Source organism: Burkholderia sp. BCC0322, from assembly GCF_902833045.1.
Classification (GTDB): domain Bacteria; phylum Pseudomonadota; class Gammaproteobacteria; order Burkholderiales; family Burkholderiaceae; genus Burkholderia.
The window spans coordinates 239,303-259,947 of record NZ_CADFDU010000007.1 but is presented as its reverse complement, the minus strand read 5'-3'; the positions used below and the strand labels follow the sequence as shown (position 1 = coordinate 259,947).

The following is a 20,645-nucleotide window of genomic DNA, read 5'->3' as shown; positions in this document are numbered from 1 at the left end:
ATCACTTTGCCCATGGCTGAATGGAAATCTGCGTCGCGCCTGTGGCGCCAGGAGCCGGCACCCCAACCTGAACCTGGATACCCTTGACTTGATAACCGTCGAGAAGGGCATCTCGAATGCTCTGTGCCAAGGCTCCATTGCTTCCTGGTTGGGCGGCCCATGGGGTTCCGTTTGGATTGAGCGCGGAGTTTACCCAGCCGTCCAGCTTCGTTACGGGATCACCTTGCGCCGTCGCGGCAGAACCGACACCGTTCTGCGACGATTTTACTTCGGCAACCCAAATGGTCTTGCTCCCTGAGTCGATGGCCACGCCGTCTGCGCCGTGGCCGCTATTGTTCTGCAGTGCCTTGAACGACAGATTGGTCTCATTTTTCAGCGCCTGCAATCCGATGGATTCGCCGAGCGTCCCATCCTGGATACCCACCGTATGCGTCACGATCGGGCCGTCCAACGTCTGTCCGAACAGATTGTTGACGGGCTTGACCGGTACCGGAGCGCTCGGCTTCGATACGGCCGCTGCAACGGTCTCGGCCGTGTCGCCAAAAATCGCACCCAGCGCACCGGCTACGACCTTGCCCGCCATATTCCCAAGCACGACCGTTTCGAGAGGATAGGCGGGTGTGGCGGCACCATTGGGCGTGCCTGCCTGCTGAACGAGATCGTTCGTGAATGCCGACAACTGCTGGTTGGTCGGACCGTTCGGAGCGACGTAGTACTGGGACCCGACACCGGCCGACGACGGCGTCTCGCCGATTGCCAGACCGGTCTTCGTACCGCCCGGCGTACCGAACAGCGACGAGTCGTTGAATTGCGAACCCGTCGCCTGGAACGTCTTGAGCACACCGTCGTCGGCCACGATTGGCCCACCGGCACCGGTGATCGTCTGGCCCGACATCCCCTTGATGATCTGCTGGGCAGTCGTCAGGTTTTGCTGGAACGTCAGCAGCGCCTGATAGTTACCAGACGCTTGAGCTGCCTGCGTCAGCTGCGCGATGGTCTGGTTCAGTTGCTGCTGGCCCTGCGCGTCGACGTCTGCATTGGCGACCAACGTCAACATATCGGTCCAATACTGCGCGATCTTCGCCTGGTCGGCCGCCGTTTTCCCCTGTGACGTCGCAATCGTATTGGCCGCACTCGAGATCAGCTTCCGCTCGTCGGGGTGCAGTTGTCGGTTGTAGACATCATTGTTCGCGGCTGCACCCGCGCCTGCGATCGCGCCCTGCGAACCGCCTCCGGCAAGAGCACCACCCGCCGCACCACCTGCAGTCGCCACCACACTGTTCAGGATCGTACGTGCGGCGTCCTGTGCGCCCGCCGGCAGCGACGCCACCGCCTGATCGATAATCGGTGCGGCGAGCGCCTGCAATGCATCGCCCGCGATCGACCCGCCGACAGCCCCGGCGACATTCCCGCCGGACAACGCAGCACCAATCGCCGCGACCGCTGCATGAAGCGCATCCCGGCCAGCGCCGCCTTCACCGAACAACGCCTTCAACTGCGGGTTGTTGCTGTTGTTCACCAACTGCGTTGTCGCTTCGGCCACAGCGAACGTCGCTGTTTTCCCGAACGTCTGCGCAAAGGCAAGGTTGTTCTGCACCTCTTGCAGATTGAAGGTGTTCTGGACGGTCTGGTTCGCGTTCGCCGTATCGCGTGACAGGCCGGCCGTACTGTCCTTGCCGGTCTGCTGGTCCGATTTCACCGTGATGGTCGCCGCACTCACCGCCGCGGACGTCGTGCCGCTCGCGTTGTCTCCGGTCTGCGACAACTGCGGGCCGCCGGTTACGCCAATGGGACCTCCCGTGCCGACCGAAACACCAGTCGACGAGCCAGAATACGACATCACATTCTGGATGTTCGTGTATCCCAAGCTGCCGGTCGTCAGGCTGTTTTTGTCCGCAGGCGCCGCGCTTGCGATTTCGGCGCCGTTGAGTTGGGTGTGCCCGGCGACATTCACGTCAAAACCGCCGCTGCCCGTGACGATTCCCGTCTGCTGATTGACGGACGCGTAGTTACTGTTGATCTTCGTCTGGTTCGCGGACAGGCTTCCCGAGAAACCGCCGGCGCCAAACGTGTAGCTAGCCCCGCCGCTGATACTGTTCTGCTTGGAATCGTAAGTCGACGTGTCTTGCAGACTCGTCATCGTCAGATTACCGCCGACATCGGCCTTCACCGTATCGCCCGAAATCTGCGCGCCCGACAACGTCGTGTCGCCACCTGACTTGATCGTCAGATTCTTGCTGGCGGTCACGGTCGTATTTTCCTGGGTCACGCTCGAACCATTGCCGTTGCCATGCGATGCTGAGCCACCGGCAAAGACACTAATGCCTGCGCCGCCCTTGCTGTTCACACCGATCCCGACACCCGCATTCCAGCCGCTCGAACTATTCGAGCTCGTGTCCTGTTCCGTGCTTTGCGCGGCCTGCAGTGTGATGTTGTTATTGGCGCCGAGCGAGACGTTCTTGCCCTGAACGGTCGCGCCGGTCATCACGATGTCACCTGTGCCAGCTTGGGCCTTGCCATCCGCGCCGGGTGCACCGGTTGCGGTAATCGACACGTTTCCATTGCCGATGATCGACGAGCCCCTCGCGGTGGAGATCGATGTGCTGGATGAACTGTTGCTTTGGCTGGAGCCGACGCTGATCTGCAATTGGATACCAGACGCGTTCGCTGCCTGACTGCCATTGCCGTTCGCCAATGCACTCGCCGTGCTTCCGATCGCGCCTCGGTTCTGATAAGCCGATTCCGCCGCAGCCAGCCCCTGTACAGCCATTAAACGCGAATCGCCGGAAGCCGCGCCGGACCGCACGTCGTTCACCATCGTCTGACCGGTTTGCAGCACACCACCGCCCAGGCCGACCGTCAGGCCGGCCTGACGAGCTTGCTGGGTCTGCACGTCGGTATAGGTGTCATACGCGGAATTGACGGTCACGTTTTGCCCGGTCATCGCCACATTGCCGCCTGCCACGATTTGGCTGCCGGTAACGCCCAGGTTGCGACCAGCATTGATCGTGACGTTCCCGTTGGATGCGCCGATCGTACTTGCATTGTTGGTCGCGGAGGATGATTTGTCCGTCTGCGCAAGCGACTGGCTGCCAATCGTCACGCCAACTCCGCCACTGCTCATCAAGCCCGACTTGCTGGTGTGGTAGTAGCTGCTCGAATCGACGGTGTCCTGCGACGTCGTAATGTTGACGTCGTTCTTCGCGCCGAGCGTCACCGCGTTCGTGCCAACCACAGCGCTGCCTTGGACGTTCAAATCGTGCCCCGCCGTTACCGCCACCGTATCCCCTGACACGAGCGAACCCGTCGAATGGGTCGCGGTGAACTGCTGACTCGTATCAGTCGTTGAGTGCGAGAGGAAATGGCTCGCGGACGAATGGCTCGCGCTATTAAATGTCGTGGTGTCCTGGGCGGCGCCGATGTTCACGTCACCCGTCGCGCCGAGTGTCGCGACGCTCATCCCTTGTCCGTTATTGCCTGCGACGACACTCGATCCCTGCAGCGTGAGATTCTTCGCCGGAGCACCACCGTCGGTCGCAAGCACCAGATTGCCGTTCGTGTCCTGTCGTGCGCCTGCCAGCACGGTGGCGTTGCCGCCCGCCGACAACGCGCTTCCGACGTTCGACTGCGTGGACAGATCGAAACTGTTCCAGCCCTTTGAATTCGCGCCATGTCGCGAATCGGACGTGCTGTTGCTTGGGCTGGTGATATTGACGTTCCCGGAACTCGCAACTGTCAAATCGCCGGTCGACGTGAGATTGCTGCCAGTGATGCCGATGTCTCCGCCACCGACCAAGCCCAGATTGCCGCCCGCCGAGAGGGTGCTACCTACCTGATTCGTGGTCTTGAACGTGCTGGTATTCTGCGAGTCGAGTCGCGCACCGACGCTCGAGCCGGTCTGCACCGTGCCGACGTCAATGCCGTTGCCGGCCGACAGCCCAAGATTTCCGCCCGCAGCGACCTGCGCGCCTTCGACCCGGATCGAGTTACCCGCCATCAGCACTGCGTTGTTCGTCGCCTGAATCTGGCCTACCGCCCCAATCGACGTATGGCTCGACGTACTGTTCGCAAATTTCGCCGTTTCGGTATTCGTGAGCGACTGATTGACGATGTCGTGCCCGGCCTGCAGGCCTACGTTACCGCCCGAAATCAGGCCGCCCAGGTTCTGGATGTCGTTGTCCGCGACGACGAGTGCGTTCTTGGTCGCCGCGATCGTGCCTGCGGCGTTTGTCACATCGGTCCCATGAATGGCTACCGTATTGCCCGCGATCAGCGCGCCGGTCGGCGACAGCGACGCGTCGTCCGTCTTCGCCAGATAGACCTGCGGTACCAGCGCGGTCTGCTTCGAGCCGTCCGGCAACGTCACGGTCTCACTAACAAGCCACACGATGTCATGCGTCAACGCCGCCATCTGCGCATCGGTGAGCGCAACGCCTGGTTCCAGATTGAATTGCTTGGCAGTGGCGACGCCACTTGCCATCAGTTTTTGGTATTCGTCTTCGTCGCTCGCGTAGCCGGGCAAGTAGCGCCGACCCGTCAGGCTCGTGATCTGCTGCTGTACTAGCTGCGTTTCGTAGAAACCATCTCCGAGGCGCTTTTGCGTCTGCATCGGATTGATTCCGAGCAGGTTCAGCATGTAGTCGCTGGAGATGAAATTCGAGTAGCTCGTGAAGCGCGGATCGGTCTGCACGAAGTAATTGACGCCCGGCGAATTCGCCACCTTGTAAAGGCCACTCGAGGGCAACACCGGGTTCAACACGGAGGAGCGCGCGCCGTCCACATTACGGACCGCGCCGGACACTGTGGTCGCGGTCGTCTTGCCGGTCACGCTGCTCGTCGTGGTGACCGACGTACCGCCGCTGACCGCACCATTGCCGGCGGAACCCGTCAACGAGACACTTCCCAGACCGAGCGATTGGGCGCTCGCGCCCGTAACGCCGCCGGTTGCCAACACGCTGGTATTCGAGATCTGGCCGCCGTTGATCGTGACTGCCTGATTGCTGGTAATCGTGCCGCCCGCCACGCTGGTATTGAGCGTGATCGTCGGATTCGTCCACGTCACCCACGTCGAGGGCACCTGCGGACCGCCGACTGAACCGTATCCCGATCGGTTCGAGAACGAATAGGTGGTCGCAAGCTGCGTCGACGTGTTTGCGATCTTCGCATTGCTGCCGTTGCTCGCCTGCCCGTCGATGTTCAGGTTGCCACCGGCTGCAATCGTGCCATTGTTGTTGTTCAACTGCGTGCCGATCGTCAGGTTCATCGCACCGCCCGACGTCATCAACGCGGGCGCGCCACTGCCCGGAGCGAGCGTGGTCGCCGTCGTCGTGGTCGTCGCATCACGCTCGGCCTCGACCAGATTCGAGCCCGAAAGGTTCGGGCTGCCGCCTTTCAGAAACTGACTATTCGGATCGATGTATTGCGACTGCACCTCCAGTCGCACGCAGTTCGTCGTGCAATCGCCGTACTGGCTCGAGTAGCTGATGGAGCCGTAGACGTTTGCCACCGTATCGAGGCTATGGTCCGGCCACGCCGTCCCACCGGCCTGATCGGGATTCGACTGACCGTTTTGGACCGTCTGGACGTACAGGACCTGCTGACCGGATGTGGTCGAGAGGCGCTGTTGCTGCCCATCGGTCCAGGCCGTGCCGCCGTTCGATTGCGGTCGTGCGTAGCTGCCCCAGGCGGACTGGAATGCCGACGCGTTGGCCGGCATGTTCACGACGACCTTCTGGATTAGGACGCCGTCGGGTGACACCATCGGCGTGATCGACACGATGTCCGCCGGGTTCAAGTAGTACGCGCTCTGAATCAGAGTATTCACATCCTGGAACGGCGCAGATGCCCCAGCCCAACCTGTGTGCAGCCACGGCAGCGGCAGCAGCTTGGCCGTCTGCGTCGATGTGGTGGTGGTCGTCTGGATGTTCTGCCGGACGTTGTTGATCTGGTTTGCGGCAACGTTCAGATTGCCGTTCGCCTCGATCGTCGACGACAGATTGTTCACGGTGCCTGTCTGGTTGACCAGATTGCCGTTTGCGTCCTTCGCTCCGTTCGCTGCGATGTTGACGTCACCGAGGCTGTAGATCGTCGCGCCGTTCTGGTTGTTGACCGTACCCGGCACCCACAGATTGACGCCATTCGTACCGGCGATGATCGCTGCGACACCGTCGTTCGTCAGCGTATTTGCGTTCGCGGAGACCGTTCCGCCGATCATCGAGCCGCTGTTTTCCAGCGTATTGCTGGCCGTCGTGACGGTGTTGCCTTCGATCCGGCCCGCGTTATTGATATCGCCGCCGGCCGCATTGATCGTCGTCGCGCCGGAAGTCGGATCCGCCGCATTGCCCGACGCGATGTCGGCGCCAGCCTGGTTGACAACATTCGCGGCGTTCAGCGTCAGATTGCCGGCCGATGAGAGCGTACCGGCGTTCGTGAATGTACCCGTTGTCGAAAACGTCAGGTTGCGGTTCGCCGTGATCTGGGTTGCAGCATCGTAGGTATAGTTGCCTTGCAGGCTGATCGTCGCATCGCGACCGCCAACGATTTTCCCGTCGCCGACCAGCGAATTGGCGGTCACTGACAGATCCTGCGTGCTGCCGATCGATCCGTTCGTGTTCGTCAGCGTGCCCGTTTGGATGGCCACGTTGCCTACGCTGCCGGCCGGATTTGCAATGGCGCCACGGGTGTTGTCGAGCGCTGCGGTGGTCAACGCGACATTACCGCCGGACACCGAACCGCCGACATTCGAAAAAGTCGCGCCGGGCTGATTGACTATCAGGTTCCCGCCTGCAGCGAGCGTGCCGCCGTCGTTGACCACACTCGACGGTGTGTTGAGCGTCAGGTCGCCTGCGGCCGACACATTACCGCCCTGCGTATTCGACAAGCTCGCGGCGTTGAGCGTGACCGCGCCATTGCCGGCGATCAACCCCGACGATACCGTACCCGTCGGATTGGCGTTCGTGATCGTGCTGGCTGCCGTGAGCGTCGTCGCGCCGGTCCCGGCGTTCGTGATTGCGCCGCTCGAGTTGTCGATGCTGCTGCCGGACAGCGTCAGCGCGCTATTTGCGCCGACCGCCTTGATCTTGCCGCTTTGGTTCGAGATCGCGCCAGCTGCGTTTGCATTGATGTTGCCCTGTGCCTCGACGAGGCCACTGGCATTTGACAGCGTGCTTGCCGACGTCGCATTCAGGTCGCCGAGTGCGGCCAAGGTGCCCGACGTATTGTCGATCGATGCGCCAGACACCGAGACGTTGCGATTGCCACCGATCGAACCGCCTCGGTTCGACAGTGCGCCGACCGCCGTTACGGTCACGGGTGCTGCGCCGAGCGCGCGAATCACACCGGCATCGTTTGTGACAGTCTGTCCGTTGACGCTCGCCGAGCCGGTCGCAGCTTCTATCAGGCTGCCGGTATTGTTCACCGCTCCTTGAGAGCCGACCGCGACTGAAGCTCCGCCGATATAACCGCTCTTGCCCGACAGCGCGCTGTTGTCGACCCCGTTCGTCCCCGTGACGGATGTGCTCCCGACCGCCGAAAGCGTGCCGCCACGATTCGACACCGTGCTGGCGTTGATCTTCGTCGCACCGTTGGAGCCGAGGAACCCGCCGTCGTTCGTGACCGTGCCAGATTGCACCGTTAGCACGCCATTCCCCGCGTGGGCAATGGTGCCGCCCGAATTGTTCAGAATTTGCGGCGTCAGGCTGAGGTTGGTGGCCGCGACCTGAATCGAGCCACCGTTGCTGTTGTCGAGCGTGTTCGCAACGTTGAGCGCCGCGCTGCCATTCGAGTTCGACTGAACGATGGAACCGCCGTGGTTCGTCAGGTTCGTCGCATTCAGCGACACCGATCCGGCACCGAGCGCCCCTTGGCTGTTGTCGATCTCGGTAGCTGTAACCGACAGGGCGGTCGGTGCAGTTGACGTGCCCGCCAGGATTTTCCCGCCGGCATTCGCGAGCTGCGCGCCTGCGTTCACCGACAGCGCTCCGACGGATTCGACAGCGCCACTATTGGTCAGCGACGACGAAGTCAGCTGCAGCGTTTTCTGAGCCTCGATCGTGCCGCTGTTGGTCGCTGAGCCGGTGGCGAGCGTCGCATCGCCATTCGTCGCGATCGTCCCCTGCTGGTTCGAGAACGCACCGGTCTGGATGTCCAGTTTCCCTGAACCCGCATGCGAAATCGCGCCCTGATCGTTCGTGAGCGCCCCGGAACTAATCGTCGCGTTCGGGCCGTTGGCCGCGATGACGCCACCGGAATTGTCCACGGCGCCCGTTGCTGCGATCGTCGCGCCGGCGGCGGTGCCGGTCTGCGAGATCGTGCCGCCATTATTCTTGATCGAGCCCGCTCGGATCGCGATGCCATCTGCGGCGAGCACTCCCGCGGAATTGTCGACGGCCTGGGTCGCCGTCACATCGAGCTGCTGCGCGCTGCTGATGGTCCCGCTGTTTGTGATCGCACCCGCGCTGACCTGCGTGTTGCCGTTCGCGCCAATCAACCCACCCGAAGTCGTGCCGGGTGCATGGGCATTCGTCAACTGGCCCGCGATCTGGAGCGTCATACCCGACGCGTCATCTGACTGGATGCGTCCGCCGGTGTTGTTCGCCGAGCCCGCCGTAACGGCCAATCCCTGCGACGATTCGATTGCACCATTGACATTCGTCAGCGCACCAGTCGACGCCACGGTAGCGGTGCCCATCGACGTGAGGACGCCGCTGGTGTTGTCAATGCTTGCGGCATTGATGCCGAGTGCACCGTTGCTGCCGATCGACCCTGCCTGGTTGCCGAGCGCGCCGGCAGCGACGCTCAGCTTACCGTTACCGGCCAGGTGGATCTGGCCGCCGGCGTTCGCAATCGATCCCGCGTGAATCGCGAGATCAGTCGCATTGGTCGTAATCGTGCCGCCGGTATTGTCGAGCACGCCGGCGATCTGAATTGCCGTGTTGTTCGTGCCCGTCTGCTGGATGGACCCGCCGCGGTTCGACAAGGCGGCTGCGTTGATAGTGATCTGCTGCGCGGTGATCTGCGCGATCTGCGTGGCCGACAACGCATCGTTACGCACCGTGCCGCCCGGGGCTGCGATGTTTGCCTGCTGACCGGCCTGTGTTGTGGCGCCCGTGAGATTCACATCGCCGGTCGTTGCCGAAATCGCCAGACTGCCGTTCGCCGCGGTCTTCGAGCCGGACAGATCTACTGTTGCTGCTTGCAACGTCGCATTACCACCGGCGAGATTCTGACCGGTCGCCGTCAGTCGATTCCCAGCCACGACCGTAAGATCGCCGCTCGTCCCGATCTGCCCGTTGGCGTTCACACCGGCCGCGAGCGTTCCCGTCGAAGAAACGTTCTGACCGTTGACGAATACTTGATTCTGTCCCGCAATGGTGCCGCTGTTGCCGATGTCGCCAACCGAGTTCACTGTGGTCGATTGCAGGCCATAAATCGCTCCGCTGTTCGACACGCCCGAGCGAGCAGCGATATTCAGGTTGCCGGCTGCATTGACGTTGCCCGACACTGTGAGTTGCCCCTGCGTCGACAGGCTCAGGTCACCGGTCTGCGCGGCGATCGTGCCGCCATCGTTCACGCCGACGCCCGCTTCAGTGCCCACCAACAGGATGCGTTGGGCATACATCCCGCCCAACTGACTCACGTCGAGTCCGAACGAAGGCGCGACACTCGTGCCGGCGATCGGCGTCGCAGCGAGCGTGTTGGCGTCGATCTGATTCGTGCCAGTCACGACGTTGAGTTGGTTCGCGTAGAGCGCCGCATTCAGCTGCACGGCGCGTGCGAGCACGTCGACCCGATCAACGTTCGATGCGTTCATGCCCGCGCCGGTAAACGTTACCGTGCCACCCGTGACCCGGAATGCCGACAGGTTGCCATTCTGATCAAGGATCGGCGTACCGGTCGTCAAGACTGCCTTGTTCGTGTTGATGAATCCGCAACCCGAACAGGTGATGCCATTTCCGTTTGCGATCACAACCTGCGCCCTGGCACCTGCCACCTCCAGGGGGCCGCCCAGCATGCTGGGCGATGTGCCCGTCACCTGGTTGAGAATAATCTTGGCACCCGACGTCAGATTCGCGTTGCCGGGCACCCAACCAGCGAGTTGGGTTTGAGCCGATGTCGGCGAGTTGTTGAGGATGGCCCCAGCGGATCCTGTCGAGAATTGTGAGTAGTGGTTGTCAGATACGCCTGCAGCGGACGGCCGATTGATCTGGACGAGGGGAACGCCTGATGGGGTAGTCGAGACCGACGGCCCCTTGCCGTCGGCGGCCGGATTAATCTGTGCCGCGGCGGGTATGGACATGGTGGCGAGGACGACTGCCAAGACGAAGGCCGTCATACGCATCCACAGTGGCCGCGAACGCTTCGCGAGCAGCGGCACGGCTGAATCGTAACGCATCCAATATTCAGGGCGCACGATTACGCCCAGGACGTCGCGCGTGGCCGACGTCCGTCGTGTGGTCTTCACTCGCATTCTTATTCGCTTGGTATTCTTTTCGGGATTTTCTAGCGCGGACGGCAGGAATAATTCTCGAAAGATCGCGGCTAGAAAAACGTTTGCGACGACGTTAGCATGACGCAACTTCGTTGCGACACCACGTTGATGAAATTTGACAATAGTTGATAGTAGTCAGATGCAAAAGTCCGACGTTTCGCCGACCATTCATACAAATGTCTTTCTATTTTTATGGAAGGCCACCCATTCATCCTGACATAATTGACAGGCCCATCTCCGCCCGCACAACGTGAATCGCTATCGCGAGGCCGTGTCAAACTGATTGAAGCCACGCACTAGCCGCGATTTGCTATCGCCATGAGCATGACCAGGGGACCAAGAATTACATGCGCATGTTTGCCACTCACGCACGTTCAATAGCAGCACCCCGCAAAACGGCGGGCGCCTTCGTACCTCGACCCCAATCAAGAACTTATTTGATCAGTAATCGTTCCAAAAAGGCGAAACGCGCTTGAAGTTCGGTGTTTTCAATGGCAATATCAGTGACGACATAGTTCTGAAATCCGGACCTATTTCTGCAGGGTCGGCGAGGTTGTTCGAACGCACAAGCTTCGATTTCTTCTGCTGCGCTGCCTCGTGAGGCAACACCCGAAGGAGACCAGATTTAACCCTGAGGATCAATTCCTTCAAGGTTAAAATCACTTAAAAAAAACTAATGGCCAAATAAAGAAATGCCCAAAAATACGCTTCTATGCAATCACAGTCAGCAGGAAGTGGAGTTTGAGATATCCAGCGGCTTTAATATTGCCCATGTATTCCAAGCGGATCACGAATGGGGGCAAGAAAAGGCCAAGATTATTCAAGAACTTCTAGCCAACAATCCTGGGGTTCAGAACGACGTAGCCAAGCTGCAAGGATTATTTAAGCAATATAATCTGGAAGACTGGCACTGGGAGTGGTCAAGAAAAGCGTTTCAGTGCAAAGGCCCGCAATATGAATGGTTTTACATGATTGCCGAGGGTCGAGTTCAGGGAATAGCAATTATCTATCACCCCGAGCCGAGCAGGATGAGTGGAAATGATATATTCTACATTGACTACTTGGCCACGGCACGCTGGAACCGAAATCGACCGGGTTATACCAAGCAATTTGGTCAAGTTGGATCATTGCTCCTCTCACATTGCATAGATTATTCCGTAAATGATCTTGGATACCAACCCGGATTCTGCCTTCACTCCTTACCGAATGCAGAAGCCTATTATATTAAGATCGGCATGACCGATCTTGGTCTGGATCCTGAGAAAGAGAATTTGCGATTTTTCGAAGCTCAAGAGGATGCCGCCAACGCATTGATGGGGGTAGCAAATGGATGACATCTCCGACTTCATGGCACTATCTTTTTCCTTGGAAAAAGAGCGCCGCATTGAAAACGCACTGCGCATCCTCGTTGATCAAAGCAGCAACCTCCCCTGGAAGGAGCTAAGAAAACGCACTTCCGGCGAGTCAGATATCTTGGTTTTGATGAATGCCGCCGCCGAGCTAGCCTCGATAGATTCACCAGTTTTTTTTAGAAAACGCGAGGACGCAAGCGAAGCATTGACATTGGTTTGGCTCAGCAATGTTCTAAAAAAAGCGCGCACACAATCGCTTTCCAACCTCGATATCGAATATAAAGGCATAACACAAGCCGACCTCAGAGCCATAGCAACACGAAGCTCGGACACTACAGCCATTACAAGCCTTTCGAATTTCATTTTCGCGAACTATGGAATTTCAGTCGTATTTGAGCAAGCATTTCCATCCATGAAACTCGACGGCGTCACAGCGAAGCTGCAAAATGGAGTCCCAGTAATCGGACTAAGCTTGAGATACGCACGCTACGACCATCTTTGGTTTACGTTGCTGCACGAATTGGCGCATATATCAATGCACTACGATCAACTAGAAAACCCAATTTTTGACGATCTCGACGAGGACGATAACGCCACCGATATCGAAATTGAGGCCAACAGATTGGCCGCCGATTCATTGATTCCTAGGCGAATTTGGAATAAGGCGGCTGTACATCGATCGATGAATCAAGAAGATCTCTATGAGATGGCAAAAGCAGCGGGAGTTCATCCTGCCATCGCGGCTGGCATGGTGAGGAAACGGAACGGGAATTACAAAATATTCTCCGAATTGGTAAATTCAATCGATGTTCGAAATATCCTGGAGATTGAGTGATGCCAGAATATACGCCGTTCTTGAAATTCAAAAAGAACGAGATATCTGCCTTGGCGGAATTCGAGGGCTATAGAAAAAAGGGAGTAGTTCCATTTTTTGACGTACCAAGACCAAAAGATATCTCCGAAAGCGAGATTTTAGATCGAATCAGAATTGGCGTTGATCATATTGAAAGACATCTGCCAGAGGTGAATTTCTATATCGACAATTTCGATCTTGATGACTCGATTAAACTGAATGGAAAAACTCAATATGCTTATATCCTTCAAGCCGTCTCCCATTTGAACGCAATTCCTGTTGTGGCATTGAATCGCGATGGAAGTCACAATCCTGCAGCTCTCGCCACTGTGCAAAAAACTGGATGCGATGTTGCGATTAGACTCACTCTTGAAGATATCGAGAGCTACAAGCTCACAAAACCCGATCTGGCAGCAATCTGGCCTCTGTTGGTGGATGCGAAACCAAGAGAAATTCACGTGGTCATTGATTTTCGCGTTGTCGCATCGGATCTCGATAAATTGAAGGATGTCGCAGTAAATTTCGTCAATTCTCTTTGCGCGGATTTTTACATTGATAGAATCGTATTTACCGGATCCTCGATTCCACCCGTGATCACTGCGATACTTTCGACAAACAGCAACACCTCAATTGAGCGCCAGGAGTGGCATCTTTGGAAAAAGATTGAGGCATCGCTATCGAAATCGATTTTATCGAAATCACATTTCGGAGACTACGGACTGGTCAGCCCAGAATACTCTGATCTGGATTTGGAGATATGGATGGTTCAAGGCGTAGCAGCACCGAAGGTTTTTTATACCTACGACACACGCTATTTTGTTGTACGAGGTGGAGCTTTCAAGACACATCCGAACGGATATGGACAGTATTTCGATATAGCAGACGTAATTGTAGCAAAGCCATTCTACCGAAAGCCAGCCTATTCATTTGGAGACAAATACATCTACGATCGAAGTGCGCTGACTACGAAGCGAGCCAAACGCGGGGGAAGCCCGAGCTCATGGCTTAAGGCGACACTTTCATCGCATATCACCTTTATTGTGGATGTCGTTTAGCTTGCTGACGGATCTCAATCGATTCCGCGAGCAGAGTTGCGATCTGACCCTTTGTAAGTTTCGATGCAATTTTAGACGCTAACTCCGCTCGCGTATCACTCTTTTTGGTTTTAATTGATTCATTTTTATTTGTCAAATTCAACAATTCGTCCCTCCAAAGCATTAACAATGATGTTTCCTTGCAAAAATCAGGGTTATTTCGAGCAGCCCTGATATAACTTAGAATCACTCCCGATGAAGCACATTTGGCCAAAATAATCCCCCAAAAGCTCGGAAGATTTTTTGTAGCCCACGCGAGGTGATTCGATGTAGTCACCAAGGTTAACTTTGGGAAGGAAAGATTGTAATATTTTGACTGCTTGGCTACGCGAGAAACACTATCACCCTCACCCTTAATCTCAAATCCATGAAGCTCTGAATAAATAGCGGCGATGTCGACAATAGCGTTACTGTTGTGCACACCCAGTTCATGAACAAGCAATTTCGGCTTCGGGCTTCGTGCATTCAACAACGAAATTAGAGCTTTTCTTATCGCCTTGTCATCTAGCATGTGCATCAAAAAAAATGAAGAAGGGTTAAGAACATGTCTGAGATAATGTCAGCGCCACTTACCAGCGATATTTTGGTGGCACAAGAGATGATTCGACTCGGAGCGCCGCATTCGCGCGGGGAAGATTGACGCTCTCCATCAACCCCTCTTTCTACACTTGGCACGAAAACGCTCTCGCCCGGAATAGAACTCCCTGCTTTCGCTCAACTTGGGAAGCATCGATCCTGCGAGAGTATGGGCGATTCTACAGGTCTTGACCAGATTAGCCCGCAGCCGTCCCAGTCTGTCTGGGCGCCCCACTACCCGCATGCCTCCAACCGCGAGGCTTTGAGCGTACCGGCACAATTTCAACAGGCAATGAATTTCATAAGCGAGCGCACACTAACTGCCCGCGTCTCCTCGCGCAAGTGCTTCGGTTGCCGAGACAGCCGAGTGCTATCCAGCTACCCGCCCCTGAAGTGCATCCATATGACCCGCGGACGGGTTGTAAGCGGCGTACGTCGGAGCGGCGCTGCCGGACATCGCATCGAACGCCGCCGGAGCACCGGGCGAACTGGTTGGCCAAGGCTGGTGCTGCCAACCGCCGGCCGCACCGTTCTCCAGAGTCCAGTACCATTGCGTACCGCCCATCGCGCGATACTTCTTCACCCCGAGCTCATCCGACGCACGACGAATCGTGGCCCACGAGAGGCCCGCTTGCTTGCCCCCTGGACCACGGCCAATGCTTTTCCTGTGACCACATACTGATTGACACGTTTCGCGTGTGCTAACGGGGCTGTGCGAACGCATGCGAAAAGTGGATTGTTCAAGGGCGCAATGATGGACATTAGCCAGCTCGCCCGCGTGGGCGACATGATTAAAACCCATGTCAGGCATCCGCAGCCTGGCCGTATTCGGCTGCAGTTACTCACGCCAGAGCAGTCGCGTATGCGAATCAGCTGCTGATGGATCCGACGAGCGGCTGGATACTGGACTGCGGCTCAAAGACAGACAATGAATAGGAAATCAGATGACCGGCAACCTCAATGAACCGAATGACAGGATCAAAGAAGAATTGACCGCGGCAATCCATGCACGCTACAAAACGCATTTCGAAGACTGGAACGTTCATCCGATTCCCATGTCGATTGTGGCGTACCGTATGGATAAAGGGGAGTGGATCGCTGAGGTCAATTTGAACTGGCAGAGCAAGCCGGATTTCAAGTTTGGGACCAATGTCGCCCTGTTCAGGTATGGACTGGTACGTCAACCGCCCAACGGACATGAGAGACGCTGGTATGGATATTCGGATATGAATGACTGATGCAGTCGTGACCCCGGCAAATCTATTCTCTACTAATATGCGCATGATCGATATTTACCTCGTCTCCTGCGTCGGAGAGAAGCACGATCGCGCCATGCCGGCGAAGGATCTTTACGCCTCGCAATGGTTCCGCAAAGCCCGTGAGTACGTTGAGCGTCGCGGCGGAATCTGGTACATCCTCTCGGCCAAGCATGGCCTGATCTCCGCCGATCAGGTCATCGAGCCATACGAGCAGACACTGAATCGCATGCCAATCGCCGGCCGTCGTCACTGGGCGCAACGCGTACGCGAGCAGTTGGACGTTCAGCTGTGGGCAGACCTGAATCGGGATCCGTGGCAGAGCGGTCGATGCGTCGTGCTCGTCGGCAACCGGTATCGCGAGTTCCTGATGGACTACCTCACCGGCCGCTTCACGGTTGAGATTCCGATGGATGGTCTTACCATCGGCAAACAACTCCAGTGGCTCAAGAATCACCGATAATTCCAACACCATAAAGCCACACCGCTGCCTTCACGCATACGGGGATAGCATGGATATCAACCAAGATCGCGTAACCGCCCAGCACGTCAGAAAAGCCGCCGCATTCTGGCGCAAGAATCCGGGATACCACGGGTTCCAGAATGCCCGGCATTACGAGGTCGAGATTGACGGGGAACGTTACCCGATCAAGGCCATTACGGCGATCGCGCTAGAACTGGCTGGCCAACCCGTCTTGATGCCGAGCGATTTCCCGGGTAGGTTAGACGGCCGCTGGCATAACATGCTGAAGAATCTGGATTTCAAGATCCACGGCAAGAATGGCCAGGCTGACAAAACTCCCCTGCACCCGAGTGTGTCATCCGCCGAGCTGTACGAGATGCTCATCGAGCTGCATGCGCCTGTCATCATCACGAAAAACAAGCACCCGGATTCCAAGGATAACTTCCACGTCGCCCCCTCGAACAAGCGTCGCTGGCTCAACGGCGAGTGGAAAGGCACGCCGCAAAACGTCGAGCCGAAAGAAGCCTACGTGCTTCACTGGGTCGCCCACCAGTCCATCGTGTGTGTCGGGCGGTATCTCGGTACGACGCCGTCGGATTTGGACGAGGGCCGGTATTTCCTGGTCATGGACGAGACGCACTTCTACCGCCTCGTGGATCTGCCGGAAGCCGGCGATCAACTGCACGCCATCCTGATGCAGAAAGGCCCGTCGACGTACTCGTACTATCGGCCGGCGACACCAGCCAAACTCGAAACACCGAAACAGCGGGAGGAGCGGTACCGCCTTGCACAGCTCCGCTTGGAACAGCCCGCCTTCCGTAGAGCGGTGATCGCGCATCACGATGGCAAATGCGTCGTCACGGAATGCGCTGTCGAAGCTCTGCTTGATGCCGCACATCTGCCTGGTCGAGACTGGCGCTTGGGCCACAACAAGGCGACCGACGGTATCCCGCTGCGCGCGGATTTGCATCGGGCGCTGGACCGTGGGCTTATCGAGCTCAATGCCAATCACGAACTTCGCTGGGTCAGTCCCGAGCTGAAAGGCGAATACGACAAATATCTTGTCGAGAGCGATCCCGGCGCACGCAAACAGTCAAAGGCGGGTGCATGAAGATCGATTGGCACCGGTGTATGTCGTACGACGATGCGAAAAACTTCACACGCGTGATTTACCTACATGAGTGGGACGGGAAGCCGTTCTATTGGGGGATGGTGAACAAAAGCTACTTCGGTGGGCACAAACGCAAGCGCGGTGACGTCGAGATTTCTGGGCGATATGCGAACGGGTATCGCCACTGGATTGAGGGATGTCTGAGGCACGGCGCTCGCCTCTATGTCGGAGTTCTCGATGCAGAACTGGCGGGCCGCATCAAAGACGTCGAGACCTACCTAATTTGGGCCTATCCCAGCGTGATGAATTCTGGAAAACCAGTAGTTATCGGCCAATTCGACCTTTCGCACGCTGGCGACGTGCCGATCAGCCTGCGTCCTGTTGTCGTATAGATTTAGCGTCGCAAGTTCAGTGTCCGCGTTCGCCATGCGCCACGTCATCTGACTAAACCGCTGAGCAAAGATCGGCGGCTCATTTACATCGTCCGTGCTTGCGCGCGGATTCTGAGGTCAAAGCGTATCCCTTCACCCCGATCTCCTCCCTATTTTCCGCGACAGCCCCGCAATCCCCGTGTGTGCGCACGTGGAAGAAAGATGCTTGATGGACATGAAGATTAGGATGGTGACGATCTGCATAGACCGGACCTTCGAGCCTCTACTAATTCGTCAATCTTCACCCCAAGGGTCGGCAGCAGGGACGTGATACTCAACATCATCCGGCCGCGCCTCGTCCTCATTGAACCCAACGATGGACCCATCGTCCTTACGCTCTTGATCGCGGTTCGCGAAGGGCCGCGCAAACCCGTTTCCTCCTCGCGGCTGCTGGCGAGGAGGACCGGGAGAGAGACGGGACGCAACGCCGAGCCGCACAGTGTGTGTGACGCAATTCGGGCTACGTGGAGTACGTCGCGCGCTCCTTTGAGGCCCTTGCGACGTCGGGGTCCTCAACCGTTTCAACCATCGCGATGTGTTCATCGAGGTAGTCCTGCGGGAGGCCATGTTCCTGAGCGCCAGCCAAGACATGATCCTTGTACCAACTGTAAGGCCGCAGGCTTTCGTCGATGGCGTCGTTCGAGGCGATATATGTCAGGACCTTCCGCCTGCGGCCCTTGTCATTGACGACCGTCACTATGGCGGCGTCATAACCCTTACCGGTACCCTCAGCAGCGTCGAGCTTTCTACGTTCTGATGGATCAAAACAGAAAAGAACACCGACCACAGTGCTCTCATTGTCATCCGTCGCGAACGCGTTGCACTTCCCCGAACCGTCCTTGCTACGCTTGTGAAACCGCAGTTCATGCCCAGGGAGGGTGGCGACCCCCAGCGGCTTGGCGCTCGGAATTCGTTGCCGCAGCCGCGCAGTGGCCATGTTCGATCCATAAGCGAAATATTCGGCGGGCTCCGGCGGCCCGGTCACTGCGCCTTGTAATGCTTCGACCGCCGGATCGCCTGGCTTCTGGATGGCACGCAACGGCACGGTCATGATGCTGTGGTCATGGGTCTCTTTGCCTTCGCGGGTTATGAGTGGTCGCACGTTCTCGGCATCAAAGATTGGAACAGGTCTGCCGGCCCATCCGCAGTCGGCGCATCGCGGTCGTTCCCAGACCACGGCCGGAGCCGCAGTGTTTTCGCCCTTTTCGGGCACAAGATCGGGCGATCCACAATTCGGACAAGCCTCTGGCACGCCGCGTAGCTCACGAAGGATCAGGGAGGTGGCCATACCGATGGCATGCTGAATCAACGTGTGCGCCAAGTCGGCATCGAGCCAGGTAGCTGATTTTGCATGCGTCAGCCAATTGGAGAACGTCCAAGCGCTATCGAGCGCACCTTTCAATGCACCGCGTCGCTCCCGATTGCTATTGCCGGGCACGAGAGCGTTGCAGATGATTTCCGACCACTCGCGGAAATTGGCGCGCTGAGGTGGCGTTTCCGTCCAGACCGCGGCGTCTTGGGCGACGCCGATCAACTCAAGCAAAGTCTCTCGGCAACGAACACCAACCGCCTGGTAGTCCGCGAGATTGTGGGCGTGGCTGACTGCATCGCCGGCCTCTTCCATCATTTCGAAGACTGGCCCGAACGGAAGGAGGCGCATGTCGTCGCCTTGGTCCTGCTCGGTGCGGGGGATACGCAGAATCAGACCGATGTGGAAGGTCAGCGCCAGATCCATATTAGGGAACTGTTGCTGGGAATAGAGGTTGGTGCCGCCAGTGATGACCCACCATCGATCTTTGTTGGTGTGTATGTCCCACACGTCGTGGCACGTGTTCAGCACCGATTCGGAGTAGACCTTTTGCATGAAGGTTACTTCTAGGTCGGGGGCTTGCCATTCGAAGTATTCCCGGATGGATTCGATCTCCTCTTCGCTGGCCTTCAGCATGCTGGCTCCCATTTGAGGCGGGCGGCCTCAAGCAACAATTTCGTTCGTGGCCACTATAACTCTGCGCAAACAACAGCGGAGATGCAAACGGGCGAACCAGGCGTCGCTCTCGGCGTCCTTCGGAGTCATGTATCCCTTTTGTTCATGCCCCATGCTATCGTCCATCGCTGTGGTTGAAGGTAGGTTCGCAAGATGATCCGCGATGACATGAACGCTCTCTATGCTCCGGTCGAGCAACGGGATAACCGAACACTGCAGGGTAAGCCGGTGGCTGTCGGCCACGGGGCGAGCCTCGCGCTGATCAGTTCGGTCTACCCGCTGCAGAAAGGCATTCGGCTGGTCGGCGTCACGCTGTCGAACTTCGCGGCCATGACCGAGCCCCCCGCGTTGGACAACGCTGAGGGCGCGCTCCTATGATTCCGGGCGACAATCTTCCAAGGGTGTTCCAAGCCAACACCGACCGTCTCTTTCAGCGGTTGATCAGGCCTGGCTTAAACGCGCTGCCGATCCACGCCGAGCTTCGATTCGGCGAAGCCGCATCGATGAACGAGTTCCTCAATCGTGCGGCGGCGCAGGTCGATAACCATACCGCGAACGAAGCTGCTAAGGCATTTACCCTCACTCTAGCCGGCCTCTTTGAACGTCAGCTGCGCATATGGGGGCGCAGCCTCGGCGTGGCCGGCAAAAAGCCCGGTCGGGAGCTGTTTCGCGAGCACCTTCCCGAATGCGCCGCAAAAGGCGGTGTCGATCTCAGCGGCATCTGCGACAGTCTTGTAGAGATGTTCCTCGTCGCGAACGTCTATCGCCATGGCGATGGGACTTCGCTGAACGATCTACGCGCTCACGCACCGGAACGTTGGACCCACCATCCCTCGCGATACATTGACATTCTTCCGTCGAACTCCGAGGAGAGTGAGCAGCTCCTTATCCGACCCGAGGACGTCATCCGCTATGCCGGCGCCTGTGCAAGATTTTGGGGTCGAGCCGACAAGCTGCCCGGTGCGGTATCCGAGCCTGGCTACGGCTGATGCGATCATGCCTTTGACAATGACGATCGATGAGACTGGAACGCATC

General features: G+C 57.8%; 12 protein-coding genes. 9 read left to right on the top strand and 3 right to left on the bottom strand.

Annotation, left to right across the window (positions count from 1 at the left end; translation table 11 throughout):
• Position 1: 1 nt before the first annotated feature.
• Positions 2-10,462: a hemagglutinin repeat-containing protein gene (locus HWX39_RS21770; protein ID WP_175969919.1), complete on the bottom strand. Its 10,461-nt coding sequence runs from the start codon at positions 10,460-10,462 to the stop codon at positions 2-4.
• A 719-nt stretch (positions 10,463-11,181) separates the two neighbouring features.
• Here HWX39_RS21770 and HWX39_RS21765 point away from each other — a divergent pair.
• From HWX39_RS21765 to HWX39_RS21755, 3 genes are read left to right on the top strand one after another with little or no spacing between them, the layout of a single operon-like run.
• Entirely contained in the window at positions 11,182-11,823 is a 642-nt protein-coding gene (locus tag HWX39_RS21765) for a hypothetical protein (RefSeq protein WP_175969918.1), read from the top strand.
• On the top strand, positions 11,816-12,676 hold the full coding sequence (locus HWX39_RS21760) for an ImmA/IrrE family metallo-endopeptidase (protein WP_175969917.1): 861 nt from the start codon (positions 11,816-11,818) through the stop codon (positions 12,674-12,676). Before HWX39_RS21765 ends, HWX39_RS21760 begins: the two co-directional genes overlap by 8 nt.
• A complete protein-coding gene (locus tag HWX39_RS21755; protein WP_175969916.1) occupies positions 12,676-13,749 on the top strand; it encodes a beta family protein in 1,074 nt (357 codons plus the stop codon). Before HWX39_RS21760 ends, HWX39_RS21755 begins: the two co-directional genes overlap by 1 nt.
• Here the strand turns inward: HWX39_RS21755 and HWX39_RS21750 are convergent.
• Positions 13,730-14,299, bottom strand: coding sequence for a sce7726 family protein (locus HWX39_RS21750; protein ID WP_175969915.1), 570 nt, complete (start codon positions 14,297-14,299; stop codon positions 13,730-13,732). The genes HWX39_RS21755 and HWX39_RS21750 overlap by 20 nt on opposite strands.
• A gap of 1,009 nt (positions 14,300-15,308) precedes the next feature.
• Between HWX39_RS21750 and HWX39_RS21745 the strand changes: the two genes are divergently transcribed.
• From HWX39_RS21745 to HWX39_RS21730, 4 genes are read left to right on the top strand one after another with little or no spacing between them, the layout of a single operon-like run.
• Positions 15,309-15,602, top strand: a complete 294-nt coding sequence (locus HWX39_RS21745; RefSeq protein ID WP_175969914.1) for a hypothetical protein — start codon at positions 15,309-15,311, stop codon at positions 15,600-15,602.
• Positions 15,595-16,083 carry a DUF6884 domain-containing protein gene (locus HWX39_RS21740; protein WP_244135063.1) on the top strand — a complete coding sequence of 163 codons (489 nt, stop codon included), beginning with the start codon at positions 15,595-15,597 and terminating at the stop codon, positions 16,081-16,083. The genes HWX39_RS21745 and HWX39_RS21740 overlap by 8 nt, the downstream gene beginning before the upstream one ends.
• Positions 16,084-16,132: 49 nt before the next feature.
• The gene (locus tag HWX39_RS21735; RefSeq protein WP_175969913.1) at positions 16,133-17,194 is read left to right on the top strand and encodes an HNH endonuclease; all 1,062 of its coding nucleotides are present in this window, start codon (positions 16,133-16,135) and stop codon (positions 17,192-17,194) included.
• Positions 17,191-17,586, top strand: a complete 396-nt coding sequence (locus HWX39_RS21730) for a hypothetical protein (RefSeq protein WP_175969912.1) — start codon at positions 17,191-17,193, stop codon at positions 17,584-17,586. Before HWX39_RS21735 ends, HWX39_RS21730 begins: the two co-directional genes overlap by 4 nt.
• Before the next feature lie 499 nt (positions 17,587-18,085).
• On the opposite strand, the gene HWX39_RS21725 is transcribed toward HWX39_RS21730, so the two are convergent.
• Positions 18,086-19,570: a gamma-glutamylcyclotransferase family protein gene (locus HWX39_RS21725; protein ID WP_175969911.1), complete on the bottom strand. Its 1,485-nt coding sequence runs from the start codon at positions 19,568-19,570 to the stop codon at positions 18,086-18,088.
• A 192-nt stretch (positions 19,571-19,762) separates the two neighbouring features.
• Here HWX39_RS21725 and HWX39_RS21720 point away from each other — a divergent pair, with 192 nt between their 5' ends.
• Positions 19,763-19,987, top strand: a complete 225-nt coding sequence (locus HWX39_RS21720; protein WP_175969910.1) for a hypothetical protein — start codon at positions 19,763-19,765, stop codon at positions 19,985-19,987.
• Entirely contained in the window at positions 19,984-20,598 is a 615-nt protein-coding gene (locus HWX39_RS21715) for a hypothetical protein (RefSeq protein ID WP_175969909.1), read from the top strand. The genes HWX39_RS21720 and HWX39_RS21715 overlap by 4 nt, the downstream gene beginning before the upstream one ends.
• Positions 20,599-20,645 lie beyond the last annotated feature (47 nt).

Excerpts from the sequence above, each read along its gene's own strand:
- HWX39_RS21755 (WP_175969916.1), top strand. The coding sequence starts at position 12,676 with ATGCCAGAATATACGCCGTTCTTGAAATTCAAAAAGAACGAGATATCT.
- HWX39_RS21750 (WP_175969915.1), bottom strand. The coding sequence starts at position 14,299 with ATGCTAGATGACAAGGCGATAAGAAAAGCTCTAATTTCGTTGTTGAAT.
- HWX39_RS21760 (WP_175969917.1), top strand. The coding sequence starts at position 11,816 with ATGGATGACATCTCCGACTTCATGGCACTATCTTTTTCCTTGGAAAAA.
- HWX39_RS21735 (WP_175969913.1), top strand. The coding sequence starts at position 16,133 with ATGGATATCAACCAAGATCGCGTAACCGCCCAGCACGTCAGAAAAGCC.
- HWX39_RS21715 (WP_175969909.1), top strand. The coding sequence starts at position 19,984 with ATGATTCCGGGCGACAATCTTCCAAGGGTGTTCCAAGCCAACACCGAC.
- HWX39_RS21725 (WP_175969911.1), bottom strand. The coding sequence starts at position 19,570 with ATGCTGAAGGCCAGCGAAGAGGAGATCGAATCCATCCGGGAATACTTC.
- HWX39_RS21730 (WP_175969912.1), top strand. The coding sequence starts at position 17,191 with ATGAAGATCGATTGGCACCGGTGTATGTCGTACGACGATGCGAAAAAC.
- HWX39_RS21720 (WP_175969910.1), top strand. The coding sequence starts at position 19,763 with ATGATCCGCGATGACATGAACGCTCTCTATGCTCCGGTCGAGCAACGG.
- HWX39_RS21740 (WP_244135063.1), top strand. The coding sequence starts at position 15,595 with ATGACTGATGCAGTCGTGACCCCGGCAAATCTATTCTCTACTAATATG.
- HWX39_RS21765 (WP_175969918.1), top strand. The coding sequence starts at position 11,182 with ATGCCCAAAAATACGCTTCTATGCAATCACAGTCAGCAGGAAGTGGAG.
- HWX39_RS21745 (WP_175969914.1), top strand. The coding sequence starts at position 15,309 with ATGACCGGCAACCTCAATGAACCGAATGACAGGATCAAAGAAGAATTG.